Annotated in this window: 13 protein-coding genes; 9 read left to right on the top strand and 4 right to left on the bottom strand. The window is 65.5% G+C overall.

Annotation, left to right across the window (positions count from 1 at the left end):
* The first annotated feature begins 74 nt into the window (after positions 1 to 74).
* The 4 genes from FHW94_RS20705 to FHW94_RS20690 all read left to right on the top strand — a co-directional run bounded on the left by FHW94_RS20705 (position 75) and on the right by FHW94_RS20690 (position 8,391).
* On the top strand, positions 75 to 2,588 hold the full coding sequence (locus FHW94_RS20705; RefSeq protein ID WP_168557731.1) for a TonB-dependent receptor: 2,514 nt from the start codon (positions 75 to 77) through the stop codon (positions 2,586 to 2,588).
* A gap of 174 nt (positions 2,589 to 2,762) precedes the next feature.
* Positions 2,763 to 4,985 (top strand): PQQ-dependent dehydrogenase, methanol/ethanol family, encoded by a 2,223-nt coding sequence (locus FHW94_RS20700; protein WP_246866310.1) that lies wholly within the window; start codon positions 2,763 to 2,765, stop codon positions 4,983 to 4,985.
* A gap of 2 nt (positions 4,986 to 4,987) precedes the next feature.
* On the top strand, positions 4,988 to 6,355 hold the full coding sequence (locus tag FHW94_RS20695) for an amino acid permease (RefSeq protein ID WP_168557730.1): 1,368 nt from the start codon (positions 4,988 to 4,990) through the stop codon (positions 6,353 to 6,355).
* A gap of 194 nt (positions 6,356 to 6,549) precedes the next feature.
* Entirely contained in the window at positions 6,550 to 8,391 is a 1,842-nt protein-coding gene (locus FHW94_RS20690; protein WP_168557729.1) for a DUF885 family protein, read from the top strand.
* Positions 8,392 to 8,453: 62 nt separating this feature from the next.
* Here FHW94_RS20690 and FHW94_RS20685 read toward each other — a convergent pair whose 3' ends face one another.
* The 4 genes from FHW94_RS20685 to FHW94_RS20670 are packed head-to-tail and all read right to left on the bottom strand — an operon-like array spanning position 8,454 to position 12,092.
* On the bottom strand, positions 8,454 to 9,344 hold the full coding sequence (locus FHW94_RS20685) for an MBL fold metallo-hydrolase (protein WP_168557728.1): 891 nt from the start codon (positions 9,342 to 9,344) through the stop codon (positions 8,454 to 8,456).
* 32 nt (positions 9,345 to 9,376) lie between these two features.
* Positions 9,377 to 10,126 (bottom strand): glucose 1-dehydrogenase, encoded by a 750-nt coding sequence (locus FHW94_RS20680; protein WP_168557727.1) that lies wholly within the window; start codon positions 10,124 to 10,126, stop codon positions 9,377 to 9,379.
* Positions 10,126 to 11,751: an FAD-binding oxidoreductase gene (locus tag FHW94_RS20675; RefSeq protein ID WP_168557726.1), complete on the bottom strand. Its 1,626-nt coding sequence runs from the start codon at positions 11,749 to 11,751 to the stop codon at positions 10,126 to 10,128. The genes FHW94_RS20680 and FHW94_RS20675 overlap by 1 nt, the downstream gene beginning before the upstream one ends.
* Positions 11,748 to 12,092 (bottom strand): cytochrome c, encoded by a 345-nt coding sequence (locus FHW94_RS20670; protein WP_246866309.1) that lies wholly within the window; start codon positions 12,090 to 12,092, stop codon positions 11,748 to 11,750. Before FHW94_RS20670 ends, FHW94_RS20675 begins: the two co-directional genes overlap by 4 nt.
* A 195-nt stretch (positions 12,093 to 12,287) precedes the next feature.
* On the opposite strand from FHW94_RS20670, the gene FHW94_RS20665 reads away from it, so the two are divergent.
* The 5 genes from FHW94_RS20665 to FHW94_RS20645 all read left to right on the top strand — a co-directional run bounded on the left by FHW94_RS20665 (position 12,288) and on the right by FHW94_RS20645 (position 17,368).
* On the top strand, positions 12,288 to 13,196 hold the full coding sequence (locus FHW94_RS20665; RefSeq protein WP_168557725.1) for a LysR family transcriptional regulator: 909 nt from the start codon (positions 12,288 to 12,290) through the stop codon (positions 13,194 to 13,196).
* 99 nt (positions 13,197 to 13,295) lie between these two features.
* Positions 13,296 to 14,411, top strand: coding sequence for an FAD-dependent oxidoreductase (locus FHW94_RS20660; RefSeq protein WP_168557724.1), 1,116 nt, complete (start codon positions 13,296 to 13,298; stop codon positions 14,409 to 14,411).
* A 43-nt stretch (positions 14,412 to 14,454) separates the two neighbouring features.
* Positions 14,455 to 15,357, top strand: a complete 903-nt coding sequence (locus FHW94_RS20655) for a VOC family protein (RefSeq protein WP_168557723.1) — start codon at positions 14,455 to 14,457, stop codon at positions 15,355 to 15,357.
* Positions 15,358 to 15,362: 5 nt separating this feature from the next.
* Positions 15,363 to 16,520 carry an alpha/beta fold hydrolase gene (locus FHW94_RS20650; protein ID WP_168557722.1) on the top strand — a complete coding sequence of 386 codons (1,158 nt, stop codon included), beginning with the start codon at positions 15,363 to 15,365 and terminating at the stop codon, positions 16,518 to 16,520.
* A gap of 68 nt (positions 16,521 to 16,588) precedes the next feature.
* Complete coding sequence (locus FHW94_RS20645; protein WP_168557721.1) at positions 16,589 to 17,368, top strand: cyclase family protein; 780 nt, start codon at positions 16,589 to 16,591, stop codon at positions 17,366 to 17,368.
* Positions 17,369 to 17,371: the final 3 nt, after the last annotated feature.

Here is a 17,371-nt window from a genome sequence, read left to right as displayed (position 1 = left end):
TGCGTTCCTGATGCACGATCCGGGTGCAGGTATTGTGCCCCCACAACGAGGGGCCGGCTTGGAGGGAAGCTGTCATGCGTAACCTGGTGCTTTCGGGCCTTGGCCTCGATCAAAACAGACAAAAATCTTCATCCGTAACGCGCCGCCGCTTGCGCGGCATGGCCCTGGCGGCCACCGCCATGATGCCGGCGATCGTCTTGGTGCCCGGCCTGGCCCAAGCGCAAACCGCCGCCCCGGCGGATGCCCCGGCTGCCGCGCCGCAGGCCGAAACCGGCAGCGGCGATATCGTGGTGACCGCGCAGCGCCGCGAACAGAAGCTCAACGATGTCGGCATCGCGGTCTCGGTCATTTCGGCCAAGGACCTGCGTGCGCTCAACATCAATAACGCCACCGATATCGTCCGCGCCATCCCCAACCTGAAGTACAATGCCTATGGCTCCAGCCAGGTGGTGTTCAACATTCGCGGCGTGTCGCAAAACGACTATGGCGACCAGCAGGAACCGCCCGTCGCGGTCTATCAGGACGACAGCTACGCCGCCTCGATCACCACGGCCAGCTTCCCGATCTTCGACCTCGCCCGCACCGAAGCGCTGCGCGGGCCGCAGGGCACCCTGTTCGGCCGCAACGCCACGGGCGGCGCGGTGCAGTTCATTTCCAACCAGCCCACGCACGATTTCGGCGGTTATGTTTCCGCCACCACCGGCAGCTTCAACCAGTCGGTGTTCGAAGGCGCGCTCAACGGCGGGCTCACCGATACCCTGGCCGCGCGCATTTCGGGCATCTACGATCGCGATTCCGGCTATATCAAGAACCTGCTGCCCGGCGGCGCGGATCTGGGCGCCAACAACCACTGGGCCACGCGCGGTATCCTGCAGTGGGACCCGTCCAGCGATTTCCGCGCCCGCCTGACGGTGCGCTATGCCCAGGCCGATCACGAGCGCCAGGCCGGCGTCTATACCCTCACCCCGGCCTGCCCCAATGCGCAATTCCAGGGCGAATTCCTCGCTGCCAACCAGGTCTGCGATTATTGGAACAACTACGGCGGCACGTCCTACAACAACGGCGTGCCCGGCTCGGTCGCCAATGGCTATGCCAATCCGGCGATCACCGCCACCCAGGGCGGCAACCCGTGGCAGACCTATAGCGCGGGCGAAAACTATGTGAACCGCAAGCAGTTTGCCGCCACGCTGCGCCTGGAAGCCAAGCTGGGCGCGTTCGACGTTACCTCGATCACCGATTACCAGAACCTCGCCAAGTTCTATATCGAAAGCGATGATGGCGTGCCGGGCCTGCCCTATCAGGAAGGGGTGGCGCTGCCGCCCTATACCACCGGGCCCTGCGCCACAGCGCCGAGCATCACCTGCTATGCCTCGGGCACGATTTTCTACCAGCGCGCCCGCACCCAGCAGATCACCCAGGAACTGCGCGCCGCCACCCGTTTCGGCAACAACTACCTGGCGTTCGGCGCCTTCGGCATGCTGCTGACCGGCAACTATGGCGCCAAGTACGCCACCCCGTTCGACCAGTACGATCCCACCGTGCGGTTCTATCAGCGCACCAAGTCTTTCGCCGTGTTCGCGCAGGACGAATACAAGTTCGACGATCACTTCAAGCTGATCCTGGGCGCGCGCTATTGGCGCGACAGCAAGCTGGCCTGGTACACGGCGAAGGAGTCGATCTCGGGCCTGACGGTGAACTGGGGGCCCAGCGGGATCAATTTCTTCGATCCCACCGGCGCTGCCGATGCGGCCGGCATCACGGTTACACCTTCGGCGGCCAAGCCCACCTATGACGGCGTCACCGCGCGGGCAGAGCTGGATTACAAGCCCGGCCCCGACACGCTGCTCTATGCCAGCTACAACCGCGGCTCCAAGTCAGGCGGGTTCACGTTTTCCACCGGCACGCCATTCCCCGGCCAGGCGTTGATCGATACGCTCAACAACATCCCTTACCGGCCGGAAACGCTCAATGACTACGAAGTGGGGCTGAAGACCAAGATCGGCCCGGACGTGCAGTTCAACCTTGCTGCGTTCTATTATGATTACAAGAACTACCAGGCTTATGTTCAGGTCGGCTATACGCAGCTGGTGCGCAACCTGCCCGCCACGATCAAGGGCGTGGAAGCCGAATTGACCGCCCACCCGATCGAGGGCTTCACGCTCCAGGCCTCGGCCGCCGTGCAGGACAGCAAGGTCAAGAACGTGCTGCTGCCCGACGGCGTCACGGTGGTGAACCACGATCTGCCGCAGGCGCCGGGCTTTTCCGGCAATGCCCTGGTCCGCTATGAATTCGGCCTGGGCGGCGCGCGCGTTTCGCTCCAGGGCGATGCACTCTACACCGGCAAGTTCTGCTTCTCGGTGCTCTGCGCGCCCGACGAGCGTGAAGGCGCCTACCACGTGGAAAACGCGCGCATCGGCGTGATCCCGGCGGGCAACAGGCTGGAACTGGCGTTCTTCGTCAACAACCTGTTCAACCGGGTCTATCGCTCTTACGCGTTCGACGGGTCGCTCTATTGGGGCGATGCGCTCAGCGTCTATGGCAAGCCGCGCACCTGGGGCCTTACCGCCCGGGTCAACTTCGGCAACTGATCACCCCAACAGACAAGGCCCGAACCCCGGCAAAGGGTTCGGGCCTTGGTCATGATGGCCATGGCGCACGCGATGCCTCGCGCCGAATGGGCGGGCGGCGGTCGGCGATTGCGGCTGTGGATAAACTGTGATCTATCTTGCCAAACGCCCTCCCCCGCCGGAAAGTGCCAGCCCATGAAAACCCTGCGCGCCAGAAACCTGCGCCGGCCCGCCCTGCTCCTGCTTGCCTCCGCCGTGCTGGGCTCGGGCGCGCTGCTGCTCAACGCTTGCACCAGCGCCCGCGCCGATGTCGCGTCCGATACGCCGGGCCATCGTGCTGCCGCGCCGCTCGCCGGGGCGGAATGGCCGCTGACCGGGGGAGACACCGCCGGCACGTGGTTTTCCGCGCTATCCGATATCAACGAAACCAACGCGGGCGATCTGGGCTATGCCTGGTCCTATGACATGGGCACCGAACGGGGGCAGGAAGCAACGCCGCTGGTGATCGACGGGGTCATGTACACCTCGGGCATCTGGGGCAATGTCTACGCCCTCGATGCCGCCACCGGCAAATTGCTGTGGCAATACGATCCGCAGGTGGATGGTCAGTGGGGGCGCAACGCCTGCTGCGACGTGGTCAACCGGGGCGTCGCCTATCGGGACGGCACGGTCTTCGTCGCTTCGGAAGACGGGCGGCTGCACGCGATCGACGCCAAGACCGGCCAGGCGCGCTGGATCGCCGATACCATCGTCAACCACAAACAGCCCTATGCCTCCACCGGCGCGGTGGTCCTCACCAAAGACAGCGTGGTGATCGGCAACGCCGGTGCCGATATCGGCGATGGCGACCTGCGCGGCTATATCTCCGCCTGGGACATCAAGACCGGCACGTTCAAATGGCGCTTCTTCACGGTGCCGCCCGCGCCGGGACAGCCGTTCGAGCATCCCGAACTGGAACTGGCGGCCAAGTCGTGGGGGCCGAACCGCGATGGCCGCACGCAGAATGGCGGCACGGTGTGGGACGGGCTGTCCTACGATCCCGAAACCGACCAGATCGTCTTCGGCACCGGCAATGCCTCCCCCTATCTGCGGTCGGCCGATGGCAAGCGCCACGACGATCTCTTCAACGCCTCGATCATCGCGGTCAACGCCCAGAGCGGGCGGATGAACTGGTACTACCAGACCACGCCGGGCGACGAGTGGGACTATGACGCGGTCCAGAAGTTCGTGTTCGCCAACCTGGACCTGGGCGGCCAGCCCCGCCGCGTGGTGATGCAGGCCTGCAAGAACGGCTTTTTCTACACGCTGGACCTGAAAACCGGCAAACTTCTGTCGGCCGATCCGTTCACCTATGTGAATTGGGCCAAGGGCGTGGACCTGGCGACCGGCCGTCCCATGGTCACGCAGCAGGCGGACTATTCCAAGAGCCCGAAGAACGTATACCCCTCGTGGGCCGGCGGGCACACCTGGAACCCGATGTCGTTCAGCCCGCAGACCGGCCTGGTCTATATCCCGGCGATCGACGCGGGCAACGTGCTGCTCAACATGAAGGCCAACGGCGGCTCGCTCACCCATCTCGAAGGGTTTTTCTCGTCCGACGGCATTTTCCCCGACGATCTCTACGATCCCGCCGCGCTCAAGCGCACGCTGGGGCCGCTGCCGGCCAAGGACGAATTGCAGAAGGAGCGCCCCGGCGTGAAGCTGGTGCGCGAAGTGCTGCGCGCGTGGGACCCGGTGGCCCGTAAAGTGGTGTGGGAACGCGTCACCTCGCAAGGGGTGCGTGGGTATGATGGCGGGGTGCTGAGCACGGCGGGCAACCTGGTGTTCCAGGGGCGTGGCGACGGCAGCTTGTGGATCTACAACGCCCGCACCGGCGCGCCGATCAAGACGATCCAGACCGGCAGCCACATCATGGCCGCGCCGATGACCTACAAAATCGCGGGCGTGCAATACGTGGCGGTGCAGGCCGGCTATGGCGGATCGGGCATCACGTTCCCGATTCCCCCCTCCAGCGCGGCCTATGGCTATCGGAATGCCAACCGCATCCTGGTGTTCAAGCTGGGCGGCAGCGCCGTGCCCATGCCCGACAAGCGCGAGCCGCTGCCCTATCCCGCGCCGCCGCCGCTCAAGGCCAGCCCGGCGCTGATCGCGCGTGGCGAGGACAAGTTCACCGAAAACTGCTCCCGCTGCCACGTGCTGGGCACGCCGGGCGTCACGCCCGACCTGTCGCGCCTGCCGCGCGAGGTGCATGGCCTGTTCAACGACATCGTGCTCAAAGGGGCGCTGGCGCCGCTGGGCATGGCCCGCTTCGATGACGTGGTGACAAAAGCCGATGTGGAAGCCATCCATGCCTATCTGATCGACCAGCAGGCGCGTGGCTATCGCGCCCAGCAGTCTGCCAAGAAAGCGAGTCACTGATCATGTCTGCATCTCCCCCCGGCGAAGCGCTGGCCCATTCGCTCAAAGCGCGCCACGTCACCATGATCTCGATCGGGGGGATCATCGGCGCCGGCATCTTCGTGGGTTCGAGCGCGGCGATCCATATCGCCGGGCCGGCAGTGCTGCTGACTTATGCGCTGTGCGGCCTGCTGGTTTTCGTGATCATGCGCATGCTGGGCGAAATGGCCATGGCGCGGCCCGGCGTGGGCTCGTTCACCGGCTATGCCGCGCTGGGCCTGGGGCCCTGGGCGGGCTTCACCACGGCCTGGCTCTATTACTATTTCTGGGTGATCACCATCGCGGTTGAGGCGATTGCCGGGGCGAACATGCTGATGCCGTTCATCCCCCTGCCGATGTGGGCGCTGGCTGCGCTGCTGATCGCGGCGATGACCATGGTCAACCTGTTCTCGGTCAAGACCTATGGCGAGTTCGAGTTCTGGTTCGCCTCGCTCAAGGTCGTGACGATCGTAGGTTTCATGGCGCTGGGCCTGGCCTACATCTTTGGGTTCGGGCCGGGGCTGGCACGTCTGACCAGCAACTTTGCCAACCATGGCGGCGCCTTTCCCACCGGGCTAGGCGCTGCGTTCACGGCGATTCCGGTGGTGATCTTTTCGATGATGGGTTCGGAAGTGGCGACCATCGCCGCGGTGGAAACCGAAGACCCGGCGCGCAACATCGTGCGGGCGGCGCGCACCGTCACGTTGCGCATCATGTTCTTCTACATCGGATCGATCGCGGTGATCCTGGCAATCCTGCCGTGGGATACGGTCGTTTCCGGGCAATCCCCGTTCGTGGCCGCCCTGTCGATCATCAAGGTGCCCGGCGCCAAGGGCGTGATCGGCGCGGTGATCTTCACCGCGATCGTCTCGTGCCTCAATTCGGCGATCTACGTCACCTCGCGCATGCTGTTTGAAATGGCCCAGCGCGGCGATGCCCCGGCCGCGTTCGGGCGGGTATCGCCGCGGCGGGTGCCGGCGCTGGGCATCGTGGTTTCGGGCGTGGCGGGCTTTGCCGTAGTGCTCACCTCGGTGTTCTCGCCCGATGGGCTGTTCACCTTCCTGCTGCAATCGTCGGGCGCGACGATCCTGTGCGTCTACCTGCTCATCTCGATAAGCCAGATCGCCCTGCGGCGCCGGCTGGAAGCGGCGGGCGAAAGACTGGCGGTGAAAGTCTGGGCCTTCCCGGTGATCTCGTGGGTCGCGGTGGGCGGGATCATCGCGGTGCTGGTGATGATGGCGCTGATGCCCGATCAACGCCTGCAGGTGGCCTTGAGCCTGGCCGTGTTTGCCGCCTGCATCGGCGCGCATTTCCTGCGCCGGCAGCGTGCCCACAACGCGCAGGTGGCATGATCGGGCGCGCCTGCGCCATTCTGCCAACGACATGCTGGCATCGACAGGCGGCTTTGCTTTCATCGGAAACCATCGGCTAGCGCAGCGGTGTGGTCGTCGTGCCCTCGACGACCCGATCCCCCCCGCTGCCGCGCCCGGCGCCCCCCCAAATGCGGGCGCGGCAGCCCCCTGAACGCCCAAGAATGGATTTGCCGATGAACCGCCGCCACATCCTCAAGGCCGGTGTCGCCAGCGCCGGGCTGGCCGCCTTCTCCACGCTTGGCCAGGTTCGTGCCGCAACCCCCGGCACCAGCCCGGCGAGCGCCGAAGGCAGCGCGGAAGACCGCCGCCTCAACACCCTGTTCGATGCGATGCTGGCCGAGCAACTCGCCCATTCCCCGGAAATGGCCACGGGCCTGGGCGTGGACAACGGTGCGCGCGCCGGTGCCAAGGCGCGGCTGGACGATCGCTCGCTCCACGCCTGGGAAGAGGCCAAGGCCCGCACCGCGCGCGACCTGGCCGCGCTGCGCAAGATCGATGCAGCCAAGCTGACCGGCAACAACCGCTGGAACCATGCCAGCATCCTCTATTCCACCCAGCTCAACGATACGATGAACCGCACGTTCGCGACCGTGGGTTCGCCCTATGTCGTGACGCAGTTGACCGGCTGCTATCAGCAGATTCCCGATTTCCTCGATAGCCAGCACACCATCGCCAATGCCGCCGATGCCGATGCCTATCTTTCGCGCCTGGATGCCTTTGCCACGGCGATCGACCAGGACAGCCAATCGGTGCGCCATGACAGCGCCGCCGGCGTGGTGCCGCCCGATTTCATCCTGGCCAAGGCGCTCACCCAGTTGAAGGCCCTGCGCGACGTGCCCGCCGCGCAATCCAACCTGGTTTCCTCGATCACCCGCCGCACCGCCGAGCAGCACATCGCCGGCCCATGGGATGCGCGCGCACAGGCCATCGTGGCCAAGCGCGTGCAGCCCGCGCTCGACCGCCAGATCGCCCTGCTGGAAAGCCTGCTGCCCAAGGCGGTGCACACCGCCGGCGTGGCCCGCCTGCCCAAGGGCGAGGAACTCTACCGCCTCTCGCTGCAAAGCTATACCACCAGCGACATGGCGCCCGAGGAAATCCACCGCACGGGCCTGGAACTGATCGCGCAGCAAAGCGCGCAAGTGGACGCGATCCTGAAAAGCCAGGGCTATACCCAGGGCACCGTGGGCCAGCGCCTGCGCGGGCTCTATGACGATCCCAAGTTCCGCTATCCCAACACCGATGCGGGCAAGGACAAGCTGCTGGCTGACCTCAACCGCCAGGTCGAGGCCATGGAAGCGCGCCTGCCGCAATACTTCGGCACCCTGCCCAAGACCGCGCTCAACATTCGCCGCGTGCCCAAGGCGATCGAAGCCGGCGCGCCGGGCGGGTATTACCAGAACGGCTCGCTCGACGGTACGCGGCCGGGCGCCTATTACATCAACTTGCGCGACACCGCCGAAGTGCCGAGCTGGACCCTGCCCACCCTCACCTATCACGAAGGCGTGCCGGGCCATCACCTGCAACTCTCGCTGGCGCAGGAAGCGGGCCTGCCCACGCTGCGCAAGATCCAGTTCTTCTCCGGCTATGGCGAAGGCTGGGCGCTCTATGCCGAGCAGCTGGCGGTGGAAATGGGCGTTTATGAAAACGACCCGCTGGGCCATGTCGGCCAGTTGCACGACAGCATTTTCCGCGCCGTGCGCCTGGTGGTGGACAGCGGCATGCACGCCAAGGGGTGGAGCCGCGAACAAGCGGTGAAATTCTACACCGACACCATCGGCGATCCCGAAACCATGGCGATCACCGAAGTGGAACGCTATTGCGTGTGGCCGGGCCAGGCGTGCAGCTACATGCTGGGCAAGCTCGATTGGCTGCGCCTGCGCGACAGGGCACGCACCGCGCTGGGCGACCGGTTCGACATCCGCAAGTTCCACGATGCCGGCCTGCTGCCGGGCGCCATGCCGCTGCCCGTGCTGGACCAGTGCATCGACGCCTATATCGCGGCGGCCAAGGCCTGATCTGAGTGGCGTGGCGTGGCGTGGCGCGGGGCCAAGGGCCACCGCGTCACGCCCTCTTCCATTCACTCATCCCAGGGCGGAATTTCCCCGGCGCCCACTTTGCTCGATGTGCCGAGCAGGAACCCACCATAGACTTCGGTGGCGTCGGGGTAGGCCTTGTTCATGGCCGCGGCGATTTCGGCCGCGGAATGGCTGGCCGCGCGCGCGGCCACGAAGGTCTTGATATAATCCCGCGTCCAGCCGATCGCGCCATTGTCGTTCGGCGCGCCGGGATGGCGGTGCCCGGCGACGACCGTGACGGGATGCAGCGCATCGAGCCGGTCGAGCGTGGCGAGCCAGGCGGCATAGCGTTGCGGCGTGTGTTCGCCCAGCCAGACGTGGACGCCGTTATAGAGCACGTCTCCGGCCACCAGCGTGCGGCTTTGCGCATCCCACACCACGGTGGAATCCACATGGTCGCCCTGCATCGGCCCCAAGACCTGCAAGCGGTGCCCTTCCAGATCGACACTGTCGCCGGTCATGGCCACGGGCTGCACCGGGCGGCGCGGGGCGTTGGTGCCCAGTTGCCCGCTCCAACGCTTGAACTTGATCGGGATGGACCGCGCCATATCTTGCGCGGCGACGGGATTGGCCACGATCTGCGCATCGGGAAAGGCATCGGCCAGCACGTCCAGCCCAAAGAAGTGATCGGGATGATCATGGGTGATCACGATGGTCTTCAAGTGCTTGCCGCTGTCGAGCACGGCAGCCGCCACGCGATAGGCATCGGAACGGGCAAACGGCACGTCCACCAGCACCGCGTCCTTGTCTCCCTTGATCAGGGTGACATTGGCGAACATGCTGATCGGGCCGGTGGGAATGACTTCGTATTGCAGCGGCTTGGCCGCCGATTGCGCCAGGGCCGGCGCCGCGCCGAGCAGCGCGGCGGCCAGGATGAAAATCCGCATCTTCATGACAGGTATCTCCCTCAATGTGCCGACCTTCCTCAATGAGAAGTCTGGCCGCCGTCGATCACGAACAGCGCGCCGTTGCAGAAGCTGGCCGCGTCGCTGCACAGATGCAGCACGGTGCCGGCCACTTCCTCGGGCGCGCCGGCGCGGCCCGATACGTTGTGGGCAAAGAACGCGTTCCGAAAATCCTCGCTGTCGAGCCAGGCCTGGGTCATCGGCGTGGCGATGAAGCCGGGCGCGATGGCATTGATGCGGATATTGCGCGCGGAATATTCCACCGCCGCCGCCTTGGTCAGCCCGACCACGGCGTGCTTGGCCGCCACATAGTGTGACATGTTGGGATCGGCGACCAGGCCGGCGACCGAGGCGGTGTTGACGATGGCGCCGCCGCCCACGCTCAGGAAATGGCGGATCTGCGCCTGCATGGCATAGAACACGCCCTTGATGTCCACGTCGAAGATCAGGTCGAGGTTTTCGGGCGGCACTTCGTGCAGCGGCAATGGCGGCGGCAGGACACCGGCGTTGTTGAACGCCATGTCTAGAGAGCCATACGTGTCGAGCGCCAAGGCGACGAGATCGCCATGCACGGCAGGATCGCGCACATCGGCCTTGCGGAACGTGGCCTTGCCGCCAGCCGCAACGATGGCGTCGGCCACACGGGCCGCCTCCTCGTTCCAGTCCCCGATCACCACGGCCGCCCCTTCGCGGGCAAAGGCCACGGCCGTGGCCGCCCCGATGCCGGTGGCGCCGCCGGTCATCACCACGGTCTTTCCGGTAAAACGCATCAGATGATCCCCGATTTGCCAGGCGAGAGGATCCCGTTGGGATCGATCGCGTGCTTGAGCGTTGCGTTGAAGCGGCGGTTCACCTCGCCATATTGCTGCGCCACCAGGTCCATCGAATTGACCCCGGTGCGATAGCTGGCCCAGCCCTTGGCCCCGAACTGCACCACCAGATCGCGATAGCATTCGTCCGCGCGCTGGTGTTCGGCCGGATCGGCCTTGTCGAACAGCAGGGCGATGATGTGGTGCAGGTCACGCCAGCCGATGGCATAGGCGGCGGTGTAATCGAAGCCGTGGCGCTCCACGATGGCCTTGGCCAGCGCGGTCTGCCGCTCCGCCTCCACCCCGCGCGCGGCGGCCACCGGAGCGAACCAGGCCAAGCCCCCGCCCGATCCGCGCCAGCGCAACAGGCCGATCTCATCGAGGTTGAGGCCGCCCTGCATCAGCGTCTGGTGATGGTGGAACCACGGGTTGTCGCCCATTTCCGCCGCCGTGAGCACTTCGCCACCACTGGCCGTCAGGCTGGCGCGGATGATCGGCTCTACCCCGGCAATCGTCTGGTCGGTGCCGTAGAGCGCGAAATAGGTGTTCCACATGCCCAGGCCATTGGCCTTGGCCGCCTTTTTCAGGCTCGCCTCGTCCAGCGGCGCGCCATCGGGCACGATTTCGTTACGCCGCTTGAACATAGCCAACTGGTAGCTGGCGCTCATCATCAGGTTGCAGTTGGCCACCAGGTTCGACACACGCAGCGGGCGCATCGCCTCGATGATGCGGGGCACGTCGGCCATTTCGGCGTGGCGCACCATGAACGGCTTGTAGACCGGAGGCCTGGGCATCAGCCACATGCCCATCTTGGTGACGATGCCAAAGTTCGATTGGGTGAACAGCCCGTCCAGATAGGGGCCATAGCCCCATTTGAACGCCTGCCAGGCGGTGCTGCCCTTGATGCTGCCCATGCCCGTGCGCATTACTTCGCCGCTGGGCAGCACCACTTCCATGCCGCACTGGAACATGAAGTGCTCGCCATAGGGCGTGTACCCCACCCCGCGATCGAGCGTGTTGCCCACGGGCGAGGCAATCGGCCCCACGGTGGGCACGTCGATCCACAAGGGGATCTTGTTCTCGTCGAGATAGTCCTTGAGCTGCTGGTAGGTAACGCCCGGCTCCAGCAGGCAGGTGCCCAGTTCCGCATCCACTTCCAGGATGCGGTTCATGCGCTTGAGATCGAGCACGACCTGGCCCGGCGTGGCCGGCGAGGTCATGCCATAGCCCATGTTCTTGCCGGTGGAGACGGTCCACAGCGGCTGGCGATATTCGTTGGCGATGCGCACGATCGCCTGCACTTCTTCCAAGGATTGCGGGCACACCGCGCCCACCGGTTTGTAGCGGTGCGCGGGGTCGGGAATATAGGCCTTGTCATAGGGGGCGACGGCTTCCTCGTCGCCGAACACCCATTCCGCACCCACCACGCCGCGAAACGCTTTCATCGCCCCGGCAAAGTCGGCCACGCTGCGGCCGGGGGCAAGCGGCGCCGGCTTGGCCGCCGTGGCGCCCGTGCTCCATCCCACGCTGGCCACCCCGGCCAGCCCCGCGCCCAGCAGGCCGCGTCGATCCAGGTCCAGGCTCATTGTCCGTGCTCCTCGCTGCGGGCCGGGCTGGTGGAAACCCATTGCGACAGGGCATCGAGTTCGGCCGGGGAAATTTCGGTGGGGCGGAAAGCGGGCATGGCGTTCTGGCCATGGCGGACGATGTATTTCACCGCCTCGGCCGGCAGCTGGCGTCCCAGGATGATCGGCCCCACGTTGCGCCCGTGGCAATAGCCGCAGACCTTGGCATAGACTTGCGCCGGGGCGCGCTGTGGCTGGACTTGCCCCAGGCGCTGTGGCGCTTGCGCGGGTTGGGCACCGGCGGGCGGGGCCGGCAGCTGCAGGGCAGCCGCCAGCATGATCAGCATGGACCTTGTCATCATCCCCTCTCGTCTGCCGGCCTGCGTGGCGTGTGTGCCCGCATGACCTTGCCCGAAAGGGTGTATCCCTGCCCCGCGCCCCGCGCCACGGCGCGGCGTGCCTGCCGTTTCATGAGGTGAAAAGCGCGCTGGCACGCGGACAGACCCATCAATCCATGCTATCGATCGATCCTGCCACCAACCATCGACAGGCAATTCATGCGCTTCAAGGGTCTCGATCTCAACCTGCTTGCCGCGTTCGACGTGCTGCTGGAAAACCGCAGCGTTTCCGCCGCCGCCCGGCAGATGAACTTGAGCCAACCGGCGATGAGCGCGGCGCTGACCCGCCTGCGCGAATTCTTCGCCGACGACCTGCTGGTGGCCCAGGGCAAGCGCATGTACCCCACGGCCTTTGCCGAAGCGCTGGTGCCGCAAGTGCGCGAAACCTTGCGCACGGTCGAAGCCATGCTGGTCACCGCCAGCCGGTTCGATCCCACCACCACGCAGCGCACCTTCCGCCTGGTGGCGTCGGACTATGTGGTAACCGCCGTACTTGCCCCGGTGCTTCAGGCCCTGCCGCGCCTGGCGCCGGGGATGCGCATCGAATTGGTCCTGCCCAGCGATGCTGCCCATGCCGACCTGCGCGAAGGCCGCGCCGACCTGCTGATCGCGCCCGAGCAGTTCATCGTGTCCGACCACCCGAGCGAGCTGCTGTGCGAGGAACGCCATGTGGTGATGGGTTGGGCGCAGAACCCGGCCTTTGCCGGGCAAGGACCCGATCGCGATGCCTTCCTGGCGGCAGGCCACGTTTCGGTACGCATCGGCGCCTCGCGCGATCACGCCTTTGCCGACCGCCAGCTCAACCAGATCGGCATGGCGCGGCGGATCGAGATCGAGGCGCCCTCGTTCAGCACGATCCCGTGGATGCTGATGGACACGCAGCGCATGGCCGTGGTGCAGGAACGGCTGGCGCGGCGCATGGTGGCAGCGTTTCCGCTGGCGATGGCGCCGCTGCCCTTCCCGTTCCAGCCGATGCGTGAGATGATCCAATACCATCGCACCCGCACCAGCGACGAAGGGCTGCGCTGGCTGATGGCGCGCCTGCGCGAGGCGGCGTTTCGCAGTTGATCCATTTCATGGATCGATGACGATCAAAACAATCTAGTATCTCAATTCCTATTCTCCTTTAGGGTGCGGGTCACAAGCAGTCCTTGGGAGAGACCTGACGTGCAAGATTTGCCCATTCTGGTGGTAGGTGCCGGGATCGGCGGCCTTTCGGCCGCAATCGCGCTGCGCCGCGCCGGCCATCGCGTCACCGTGATCGAAAAAGACCCCAACTGGTCGGTCTATGGCGTGGGCATCATCCAGCAATCCAACGTCATCCGCGCGATGGACCAGTTGGGCGTGCTCGATTCCTTCCTCGATGCCGCCTGCGGCTTTGACGCGGTGGAAATCTATGTGCCCGATGGCACGCGCGTGGCCCGCGTGCCCACGCCGTCGCTGGTGGAAGGCAAGCCTTCGAACGTGGGCATCGGCCGCCGTGCCCTGCAAAAGGTGCTGGGTGACAGCGCCCGCGACCTTGGCGCGGAAATCCGCCTGGGACTGACCGTGACCGCGCTGGACCAGGATGCCGATGGCGTCGACGTGACGCTGTCCGATGGCAGCCGCGAACGCTATGCCGTGGTGGTGGGCGCCGACGGGGTCTATTCGCAGACCCGCCAGACCGTGCTGCCTCAGGCCGAAAAGCCGCAGTTCACCGGGCAAGCGGTGTGGCGCTACAACTTCCCCCGCCCGGCCGACCTTGACGCGCTGCACGTCTACAACGGCCGCACCGGCGTGGGCCTGGTGCCGATCTCGGCGCAGACCATGTACATGTACGTGACCACGCCCGAACCGGACAACCCGCGCTATCCCACCCAGGGCATCGCAGAGGCCATGCGCAGCAAGCTGGTCGGCACCGCCCCGCAGATCCAGGCGCTGGCCAGCCAGATCACCGACGATGACGGCGTGGTCTATCGCCCGCTCGAAGGCATGATGCTGCACGGGCCGTGGCACCAGGGCCGCGTCGTGCTTCTGGGCGATGCGGTGCACGCCACCACGCCGCACCTGGGCCAGGGCGCGGGCATGGCGATCGAAGATGCGATCGTGCTGGCACAGGAACTGACCGCTGCCGACAGCGTGGAAGCGGCCTTCACCGCCTACCGCACGCGCCGCTACGAACGCTGCCGCTATATCGTCGAAAGCTCGCTGGCGATCTGCATGGGCCAGCTGGGCAAGGCACCGCCGGTGGATAACCACAAGGCCACCGCCGAAATGTTCGCCGTCGTCGCCCAACCGATCTGATTTCCCTCTTCCCTCCTTTCTATTCAGCCAGGATCCCAAACCCATGAGCCGAGTGACCGAAATCCGCTATGTCGGATATGGCGTCGAAAACTTCGACGCCGAACGCGCCTTTTACGCAGACGACTGGGGCCTTACCGAAGTGGCCGCCAGCGATGGCCTGGCCTGGTTCAAGGCTCAGGGCCACGATGAACACCACGTGGTGCGCCTGCACAAGGCCGATGTGAACCATGTGGAAGTGATCGCCTTTGCCGCCGAGACGCCCGCCGATGTCGATGCCCTGCACGACAAGATCGTGGCGGCCGGCTGCAAGGTGATCCACGCCCCTGCCACGCTCGATGCGCCGGGCGGTGGCTATGGCTTCCGCTTCTTTTCGCCCGACGGGCTGCCGTTCGAAATTTCGGCGGGCGTGGCGCGGGGCGACAAGCGCCCGCTCGAACGCTGGGAAGGCGTGCCGGTCAAGATCAGCCACATCGTGATGCATTCGCCCGATCACCAGGCCATGGTGGCGTTCTTCACCGACGTGCTCGGCTTCAAGGTGTCGGACTGGCTGGGCGATTTCATGTGCTTCCTGCGCTGCAACGAGGCGCATCACCGTGTCGCCATCCTGCCCGGGCCGCCGTGCCTCAACCACGTGGCTTATGACATGCTGTCGGTGGACGACATGATGCGCGGCGCCAGCCGCCTCAAGAAGCGCGGCACCGATCTGCGCTGGGGCCCTGGCCGCCACACCGCCGGCAACAACACGTTCAGCTATTTCACCACGCCCGCCGGCTTTGCCGTGGAATACACCGCAGACCTCGAAGTGGTCGATTTCGAAACGCATGAAGCCAAGGTGCACGTTCCCGCGCCGAACGTGATGGACCAGTGGGGCATCGGCGTCGGCGGACCGCAGACCATGCCGCATCCCGCGCCCGACGCGCGCCTGTTCCAGCCGGCGGGAGTTTGATCGTCATGGCGTTGTTTGAATACTTCCCGAACTATATCTGGAACCTGTCGGTTGCCATCGCCATGGAATCGGGCGGCAAGATCGGCGAGATCGTCGACATGTGCCAGCCGATCAAGGACGCGGCCGCCAACGGTTCGGATGCCGGCACGCCGCAGTTCATGAAGGCCTGGGTCGCCATGGGCGACAAGCTGCTGGAACTGGCCGGCGAAGACGAAGCCAAGGGCCGCCTGTTCTCTGCCTCCACCAAGCTGGAGCGCGCCTCGCTCTACCTGTTTACGGCAGAGCGCATGCAGGGCCACGGCGCGCCCGGTCGCAAGGAAACCTATGCCAAGGCGCGGGCCGCGTTCGACAAGTCCACGCAGCTGGGCAAGATCAACCGCGAGCGGGTGGAAATCCCGCTCGAAACCGGCACCATGCCCGCCCTGTTCACCCGCGCCCCGGGTGAAGGAAGAAAGCCCGTTGTGGTGTTCTGCAACGGGCTCGATAGCTGCAAGGAACTGCTCTACTGGACCAACCTGCCGGTGGAACTGGCGCGTCGCGGCATTTCCACGCTCTGCGTCGACCAGCCCGGCTCGGGCGAGACGCTGCGCCTCCAGGGCCTGCCGGTCGATCCGCATTCGGAAAGCTGGGCATCCAAGGCGGTGGACTGGCTGGAACAGCAACCCGAGGTCGATCCCAAGGCCATCGGCATGACCGGCATTTCGTTGGGCGGGCACTTTGCCCCGCGCGCGGTGGCTTATGAGCCGCGCTTTGCCAGCGGCGCGGTGTGGGGTGCCAACCACAACTGGCGCGAAGTGCAGGACAAGCGGATGCAGCGCGAGGGCGAAAACCCCGTGCCGCACTATTGGGCGCATGTGCACTGGGCCTTTGGCGCCAAGGACCAGGACGATTTCCTGGCCAAGTCCGAAGCCATGAACCTCAACGGCCACATGGACCACATCAAGGTGCCGTTCCTGGTCACCCATGGGGCCAACGATCGCCAGATCAGCGTCGCCTATGCCGACGATCTCTATGATCAGCTGGTCAATTCCCCACGCCGCGAAAAGGTGATCTTCACCCCGCGCGAAGGTGGGGTGGAGCATGTCGGCGCTGACAACATGTCGTACGGACGCGACTTGCTGGCTGACTGGTTTGCCGAGACACTGGGCGGCAAGACCGCCTGAGCATAAGAATGCCGGCCGGCTCGCGCGGATGCGCGGGCCGGCCGGCATCGTCACGAGAGGATCCCAAAATGGCCCGCCGTTTCATCGATCTGTCGATCACCCTGTGCAACGACGTGGTGAGCGACCCGCCGTTCATGCGGCCCGAGATCACCTATCAGACCCATGCCGATACCGTCGGCGAACTTGGCCACTTCTTTCCCGGCGTCACCCAGGACGACATGATCGACGGCGCCGGCTTTGCCGCGGCCGAATGGGTCAAGCTGACCACGCACAACGGCACGCACCTGGATGCGCCGTGGCATTTCCACCCCACGATGGACGGTGGCAAGCGCGCCATCACCATCGACGAAGTGCCGCTGGAATGGTGTTTCCAGCGCGGCGTGAAGCTGGACTTCCGCCACTTTCCCGATGGCTATGTCGTCACGGGGCAAGACGTGGAAGACGAGTTGAAGCGCATCGGCCACGATCTCCAGCCGCTGGACATCGTGCTGGTCAACACCGCAGCCGGCCAGGCCCTGGGCCGGCCCGATTTCGTCAACGTGGGCTGCGGCATGGGCTATGAAGCCACCATGTACCTGACCACGCGCGGCGTGCGCGTGACCGGCACCGACGCCTGGAGCTGGGATGCGCCGTTCAGCTATACCGCCGAAAAGGTCAAGGAAACCGGCGATACCTCGCTGATCTGGGAAGGCCACAAGGCCGGCCGCGACATCGGCTATTGCCACCTGGAAAAGCTGCACAACCTGGAAAGCCTGCCCCCGCACGGCTTCACCGTCAGCTGCTTCCCGGCCAAGATCCAGGGTGCCTCGGCCGGGTGGACCCGCGCCGTCGCGATCATCGAGGAGTGAGCA

It is taken from the genome of Novosphingobium sp. SG720 (genome assembly GCF_012275365.1).
Lineage (GTDB): Bacteria > Pseudomonadota > Alphaproteobacteria > Sphingomonadales > Sphingomonadaceae > Novosphingobium > Novosphingobium rhizosphaerae.
The sequence above is the reverse complement of the archived record's forward strand: the minus strand, read 5'-3'. Positions and strand labels throughout refer to the sequence as shown.